The organism is Halochromatium sp. (assembly GCF_054919635.1).
This window is the reverse complement of record NZ_JBUDPI010000213.1, coordinates 1-6,671: the sequence shown is the minus strand read 5'-3', so window position 1 is coordinate 6,671 and position 6,671 is coordinate 1. Positions and strand designations below refer to the sequence as shown.

General features: G+C 63.0%; 4 protein-coding genes. 2 read left to right on the top strand and 2 right to left on the bottom strand.

Going from position 1 to position 6,671, the window contains the following annotated elements:
- The coding region (locus tag ACY693_RS12815) for an efflux RND transporter permease subunit (protein ID WP_462322217.1) at positions 1 to 1,407 on the top strand (1,407 nt) is incomplete at its 5' end.
- 50 nt (positions 1,408 to 1,457) lie between these two features.
- Here ACY693_RS12815 and ACY693_RS12810 read toward each other — a convergent pair.
- Both ACY693_RS12810 and ACY693_RS12805 read right to left on the bottom strand, forming a co-directional pair.
- Entirely contained in the window at positions 1,458 to 3,359 is a 1,902-nt protein-coding gene (locus tag ACY693_RS12810; protein ID WP_462322216.1) for a diguanylate cyclase, read from the bottom strand.
- A gap of 247 nt (positions 3,360 to 3,606) precedes the next feature.
- A complete protein-coding gene (locus ACY693_RS12805; RefSeq protein WP_462322215.1) occupies positions 3,607 to 4,431 on the bottom strand; it encodes an outer membrane protein in 825 nt (274 codons plus the stop codon).
- Positions 4,432 to 4,699: 268 nt separating this feature from the next.
- Between ACY693_RS12805 and ACY693_RS12800 the strand changes: the two genes are divergently transcribed.
- On the top strand, positions 4,700 to 6,671 hold a 1,972-nt coding region (locus ACY693_RS12800), incomplete at its 3' end, for a sensor histidine kinase (RefSeq protein WP_462322214.1).

Genomic DNA, 6,671 nt, shown 5'->3' with positions numbered 1-6,671 from the left:
CCGCTAGAGCGCACCGAGGCGGTGGTCGAGCGGATCATCGCGGGGCTCGATGAGGTCAACGCCGAATTCAAGCCGCGGCAGCCAGGCGAGCAGGATCTGGTGCAGAACGTCACCGTGCTGTTCGGCGAGAATCCGGATGCCTATGAAAGCGGCGCCCACGTCGCACGGGTGGTTGCCGATCTGCTCGGCGCCGAGACGCGCAACGCCTCACTCGACGACGTTCGCAACCGCTGGCGCGCTGCGGTCGGCGAGCCGGCCGATGTCATCTCGATCAAATACACCGAGCCTGCGCTCGGCCCTGGTGGCCGGGCGATCGATCTGCGCCTGCTCGGCCCCGATCTCGACCAGCTCAAGGCCGCGTCGCGCGAACTGCAGGACTATCTCGGTGGCTATGCCGGAGTCTTGGACCTGAGCGACGATCTCAGGCCCGGCAAGCGCGAGCTGCGCCTGCGGTTGAAGCCGGATGCTGGCTCCCTGGGCATCGATGCGCGCATGGTCGCCGATCAGCTGCGCGGCGCCTTCCAGGGGGTCGAGATCGACGAGTTTGCGCTTGGTGACGAGATCTACGAGATCGACCTACGCTTGGAGCCGGATGATCGTGCCGGGCCAGCGGACCTCGAGCGGTTCACCGTGACCGGTCCGACCGGCGCCCAGGTGCCCCTGTCGATCGTCGCCGAGATCGACGAGGAGCGCGGCTGGGCACGGATCAATCGCATCGACGGCCAGCGCGCGGTCAGCATCGAGGGCGATGTCGACCGCGCCCAGGCCAATGCTCGCGAGCTGGTGACCCTGGCCCAGCGTGAGTTCATCCCTGATCTGCTCGAGCGCTATCCGCAGCTGCGCTTCGAGATGGAGGGCGAGACCAGCGAATCGGCCGAGACCGGCCGGTCGATCGTGCGCAATGTGCTGCTCGGGATGATCGGCGTCTACATGCTGCTGGCGCTGCAGTTCCGCGGCTACTTGGAGCCGGTGACGGTGATGTTGGTGATCCCGACCGCGCTGATCGGGGTGATCTTCGGCCACATGGCGCTCGGGCTCGATCTGACCATGCCGAGCATCGTCGGCATGGCGTCGCTGTTCGGTGTCGTCGTCAACGATTCGATCCTGCTCGTGGTCTTCATCCGCGAGGCGCAGCGCGCCGGCGCTGCGACCATCGACGCCGCGCGGCAGGCCGGGCGGGCGCGTTTTCGGCCGATCCTGCTGACCTCGATCACCACTGTTGCCGGGCTGACGCCGCTGCTGCTCGAGAAGAGCCTGCAGGCGCAGGTGCTGATCCCACTCGCGGCCAGCCTTGCGTTCGGGTTGGCCAGCGCGACCCTCGCGGCGCTGTTCCTGGTGCCGGCGATCTATGTGATCCTCGACGATATCGGCCTGGTCGGCGGTCTGCAGCCCGAGCCGGCCGCCTGATAGCAGCTCCCTTGGGGCCTGATAGCCAGTAGCACAAGCAGCCCTCAATCTCAGGTGCTTGGGTTGATCGTGTGGATGCGGTTGTCGTGGTAGAAGCAAACCCGATTGCGCCCACCGGACTTGGCCGCGTAGAGGGCTTGATCGGCGGCGCTCAGTAAGGCATCAAAATGGGTGTGCTCCGCTCCTCGTTGCGCAACGCCGAGGCTGATGGAGAGTTGGATTTCGTGCCCACCACACTCGATTCGGAGTGCGGCGATACGGCGTCTGAGCCGCTCAGCGACGACGATCAGCTGCTTGATGTCCGATGCCGAGCTGAGTAACAGGAATTCCTCGCCTCCCATGCGATAGCTGCCTTCCCCCTGGCGCGTATCGTCCTTCAAGGCCTTTGCCACATCGGCCAGTACTTGATCGCCGGCTGCATGTCCGAATTGATCATTGATCCGCTTAAAATGGTCGATATCGAGCATGATGACGGACATCGGCTGATTGGAGCGCTCGCTGATGCTCCAGGCTTGGCCGAGCGCCTCAATCGCCGACCTGCGGTTTCCCAGGCCGGTTAGCTGATCGGTAAGCGACAGCACCTCCATGCGTCGGTGACTCAGGGCCAGTTCATTGGCGATCCGGCGTAGCTCGGCGCGATCCTGCTCCCATTTCGCCTGCAGATCGAGAAACCGCTGTACAACCTGTAGATGCGCCTCGAGCTCTGGCGTGCCGATCTCCTCGCGCACGCAGATGTCGGCTCCGGAGGACAAGGCATGTGTGACCTGCTCGCTGTCGCAGCGTTCGAGAATGGAGATGATGTAGACCTTCTTTCCCCATTCGGTCGAGCGGATCAGTCGGCAGAGCCTGCCTTTTTCGACGTCTGGGTCCTCTCCGATGAGCATCAGCTGAGGTTGGACCTGGAGCGCGAGCCGCAGAAACTCATTCTCGTCCTGACAGGCGTGCATCTCGATGGATCGCGTCTCCAGTCGCTGTTGCAGCAGCGATGGATCGCCGTTGGCATGGACCAACAGGGCTTGCAGCTTGGCCTTGGAGGGCGTGTCCGTTGACTGGGGGTCATCCCCAGTGTCTGCCAGATCAGCCGCGGGTAGCGAAGCCTCCGGGAGCTCGAGAAAGGTCGACCATTCCCGCCATTCCTTGACGCTCTGGCTCAACAGCGTCGAGAGCTGGTCTGATGGCAGCCCGAGTCGTCGAGCAAGCGTCTTGGTTCTGTTTGCCTTGCTCGCCTCGCTGATGCCTGTTTGCAAACAGGTTTCAGACAGCTGATGGCCGAGATGAAAGACCGTCGCTAGCCTCGTTCCGCGAGAATTATCGGGGAAGCCTGAGCGGCTTGAGTCCTCATGAAACCTGGCCGGCTCCACCAAGGCCTCAGGCACCCCAAAGCTCTCCAGCATCTGCGCGGATAACTCGTTGTGGTCGAAGCCGAACCGCTGGCGTTCGGCGGCTGCGAGATCGGCGGGTTTAGCGTCGAGAAGCTCGGAAAACGCACGCGGATAGATGGTGGCGAAAGCCAGCAGCCCGATGCGCGCCATCAGCGCACAGGTGAACAACTCCTCCGGTGGTGCCAGGCTGGTCACACGTCCTAGCTCTCTGCAAACCAAGGCCATCAGCAGGGAATGAGACCAGAACTTGAGATAGTCGAAAGACTGGCAGCGGTCCTCGCACTTGTTGACATCAATCAGCGAAAAGGCGATCGCCAATTCGCCAACGGTCTTCAAACCGATTCTGACAATGGCCTCAGGGACGGAGGTGACGGGTCTGAGACCGATGCTTGCGGAGTTTGCAAGTCTGAGAAGACGGCCGCACAGCGCGGGGTCGCTCTGGACGAGACGTGCAAGCTGATCGACCGTTGCATGTTCGTCTTCCCAGAGCTGCATGATGGCGAGCGCGACGCCGTTCGGACTCGGTAGCTTGTCGGCTGCTTTGTCGAGCAGGGTTCTCGCTGTGCTCAAGAGGAGCCTCCACTGACGAACAGCCTCAAGGCCATGCGCCCAGATGGTACCTTGCTTTCGTGGCAAGAAAAAGTGGAGCCCGCTCAACGCTGCTGCGATCGGCTCCCGACCCTGTAACAGCTGAGGGCATTGGTCAGACGGTCAACCGCGCTGCTGTCATCGACCGCGCTCAGGGCGCAGTCAACCGCCTTTGGCATGAATATTGGCGTTGGCGTCGTCGACGCCCAGCAGAGTATTGCACCTCGGGTTAACGGAGCTCGTAACGAAGTCCAATGCTTGCGCCAATGGTGCGCAAATGGGTCTCGGTCTCGTCGATCAAGATACCAGCTGGGACGTGGTTCATCGCCATGAGACCGGTGTCGGTGCCGACTTGGCCAAGGTCGGTATAAGACGCTGACAGATCGAGCCTGAGGGACTTGGTGAGCCTGATCCCGGTGCCGAGCGTGAGCCGATAGGCGAGATTCGTTCGCTCGCCGTCAGGTGTCACGCTCAGCTTGTGCCGATAGGGGTTCTCCGGGAAGCGGTAGGTCACCTCGCTAAGACGATTACGGGCGACCCCAATGCCGGCGCCGAGATAGGGCTCAAAACGGCCGAGATCGAGGTCGGTGAGCGCGGCGATGTCGACGAAGGCATTGGCCATGCCGGTCCAAGACTCGAGATCTGCCGACACCGGCTCGTTGGTGCCGACGCTGAGAAAATTGGCGTTGCCCTGATAGTCCATGTCGAAGCGGTAGCTGAGGGATAAATCGGCCCGGAGCCAAGGCAACAGCCGCTTGCCGGCGGCAAGCTCCATCAGCGGGTAGCTGCCGAAGTCACCATAGGCGCCGATCGGTCGTCCGTCGTCTCCGCTGGCGCAGCCGAAGAGCGCGGCGGGTTGTTGTGATCGGCAGTCCCGATCGGAAAAATCAGCGTCGTTGGACTGCTCGTAGCCCAGTGCGGCACGCGCATACCAGCCCGCGGCCTCGATCTCTCCGGCAACGGTCAGTGTTAGTGCGACGCTGGTGGCAAGGCACCACCGACTCCAGGGTTGCCGATGGGTCGATATCGATGTTGATGTCGTTCTTGATCTCATCAGTGCTCTCACTAGGCCTTTGCAGCTGACGTTGAACGACCAAGCCGAAGAGGCAGAGACGGCCGCTGACTGTCGCGGCCTTGGCAGCGGCCTGGCCTGAGGGCGAGCGATTCTAGCACCGTCACGCTAAGGGTTGGCCGAGCGAGTGCCGATTCTCATCACAGGATCTTCCCTGCAGGCCTTACGAGGGTGGATCATCGATCAACACAGCACCACAACCCAGCCGCTGCGCTGGTCCTGCTAGGTGATTCCGATCATTGGAGACAACATGCCTCTGTCCCGGCAGCTTGCGAGCCTGAGCGTTCAGGTCACCGCCGTCTATCTTGCGCTTGGGCTGCTGCTGGCAGTGGCCGGGCTCTATACGTTGGGGGCCTTCCAGCGTCAGCTGGGCTCGATCGAGCTTGTCAATCAGGCCGCGCAGCTTGAGCTCACCGTCGAGCGTATGCATGCCCAGGGCATGAATTATTGGCAGAACGCACCGCGCGACTATCCGACCTATTACCGCGACGTGCGCCTCTATTATCAGGACCTCTTGGCCCAGGTGGAGACAATCGACGCGATCGTCGAGACCTTCATGAGCGGCGATTTCGGCGACAGCATGCCGATGACGATGCCAGTCTGGCTGCAGCCGCATCTGGGTATTGAGGCCGAGGCGGCGATCGGCGCACTGGAGCGCACCTGGGAGCAGTGGCGGAGTGCGCTGTTCGATGCCCTCGGCGATGATCAGGATGAGCCGCGTTTGGAATGGGCCGCGGAGCACGTGATCGAAGCCCATAATCGACTGATGATCGCGGTGGATGCCTTCGCCTCTGCGGTCCGCGACTGGGCCGAGCGCGAGTATCGGCTGATGATCAACGGTAGCATCGTCGTTGGCATCGTGACCCTGATCATCGCTGCGCTGCTGCTTGGGCTGCTGCGCTGGAAGGTGCTGGCGCCACTGCGGCGCACAACAGGTGGGTTCCAGCGCGTCGCGGACGGCGATTTCGGCCATCGGTTGCCGGTCGCTGGCACCACTGAGCTGCGCGATCTAACCGATAGCTTCAACCGCCTCTCAGAGCGATTGGATCTGCTCTATCGGCTCATTCAAGGGCTCCAGCAGGGTCAGGATCTGGATCAGCTGATGGGGCTGCTCAACACCGAGTTCAGGCCGCTCCTGGGCTGTGATTGGAGTGGGCTGGTGTTTATCGATGAGCGTCGCGCCAGCGCCCGCGTCGAGACCAGTTGGCTCGACGGGGCGCCGTTGGCCAGTGATCAGCGTCTGTATCGGTTGCAGGGTAGCCTGCTCGAGCAGGTGCTGGCCGAGGAGGCGCCGCTGCAGGTGAGTGCAATGGTCGAGCGCGCCCGCGAGAACCCAGACTATGAGCTGCTGCGACACCTGGTTGCGCTCGGGATGCGCGATGCGATCTTCTTGCCGCTGACACCGCAGACGCAGACCCCGATACCGGCGGTGGTGGTCTTCGCGACTCGCGATCCAGATGGCTTTGGCGGCGCGCGTCAGCGCTTGCTCAGTAACATTGCCCAGCTGCTGACCCAGGGGGTTGGGCGCACGGCCCGGTTCGCTGAGCAGAGTCGGCTAGCGGCGATCGGCGAGCTCGCCTCGGGGATCGCCCACGAGCTGCGCTCGCCCTTGACGACGATCGCGATGGCCCTTGGCTATCTGGCCGAGCAGGCGCACGAGCAAGCGCCACGCGCCAAGCGGCGGTTGGAGCTCGCGTTAGGCGAGGCCGAGCGCATGCGCCGACTGCTCGACGACATCCTGCTTTACGCCAAGCCACTGAGTCTGGACCCGCGTCCGCTGGAGCTCGGGGACCTGGTGGCGGAGCATGTGGCCAGTGCCGTGGAGCGTCATCCAGGTCACCAGATCCGGTTTGAGCGGTCTTCGGCTTCGCTCCATGTGATGGCCGATCCCGACCGACTGCGCCAGATCCTCAGCAACCTCACCGATAACGCCTGCGATGCCGCTCCCGAGGGCAGTGAGATTGGTTGGCGGGTCAGCGAGCTGGAGACCCAGGCTGGTGCCGGCGAGATCGGGTTGGCGATTCACAATCCGGGCGAGCCGATCCCGACCGAGCTGTTATCGCGTCTGACCGAGCCCTTCTTCAGCACCAAGTCGACTGGCACCGGGCTCGGGCTTGCGATCGTTCAACGCCTGGTCGATCAGCATGGCGGCCGACTGAGCATCCGCTCTAATGCCGAGCAGGGCACGAGGGTCGAGATTGCTCTGCCGCGACTGCCGGATT

Coding starts and splice junctions, on each gene's coding strand:
- ACY693_RS12805 (WP_462322215.1), bottom strand. CDS start 4,431: ATGAGATCAAGAACGACATCAACATCGATATCGACCCATCGGCAACCC.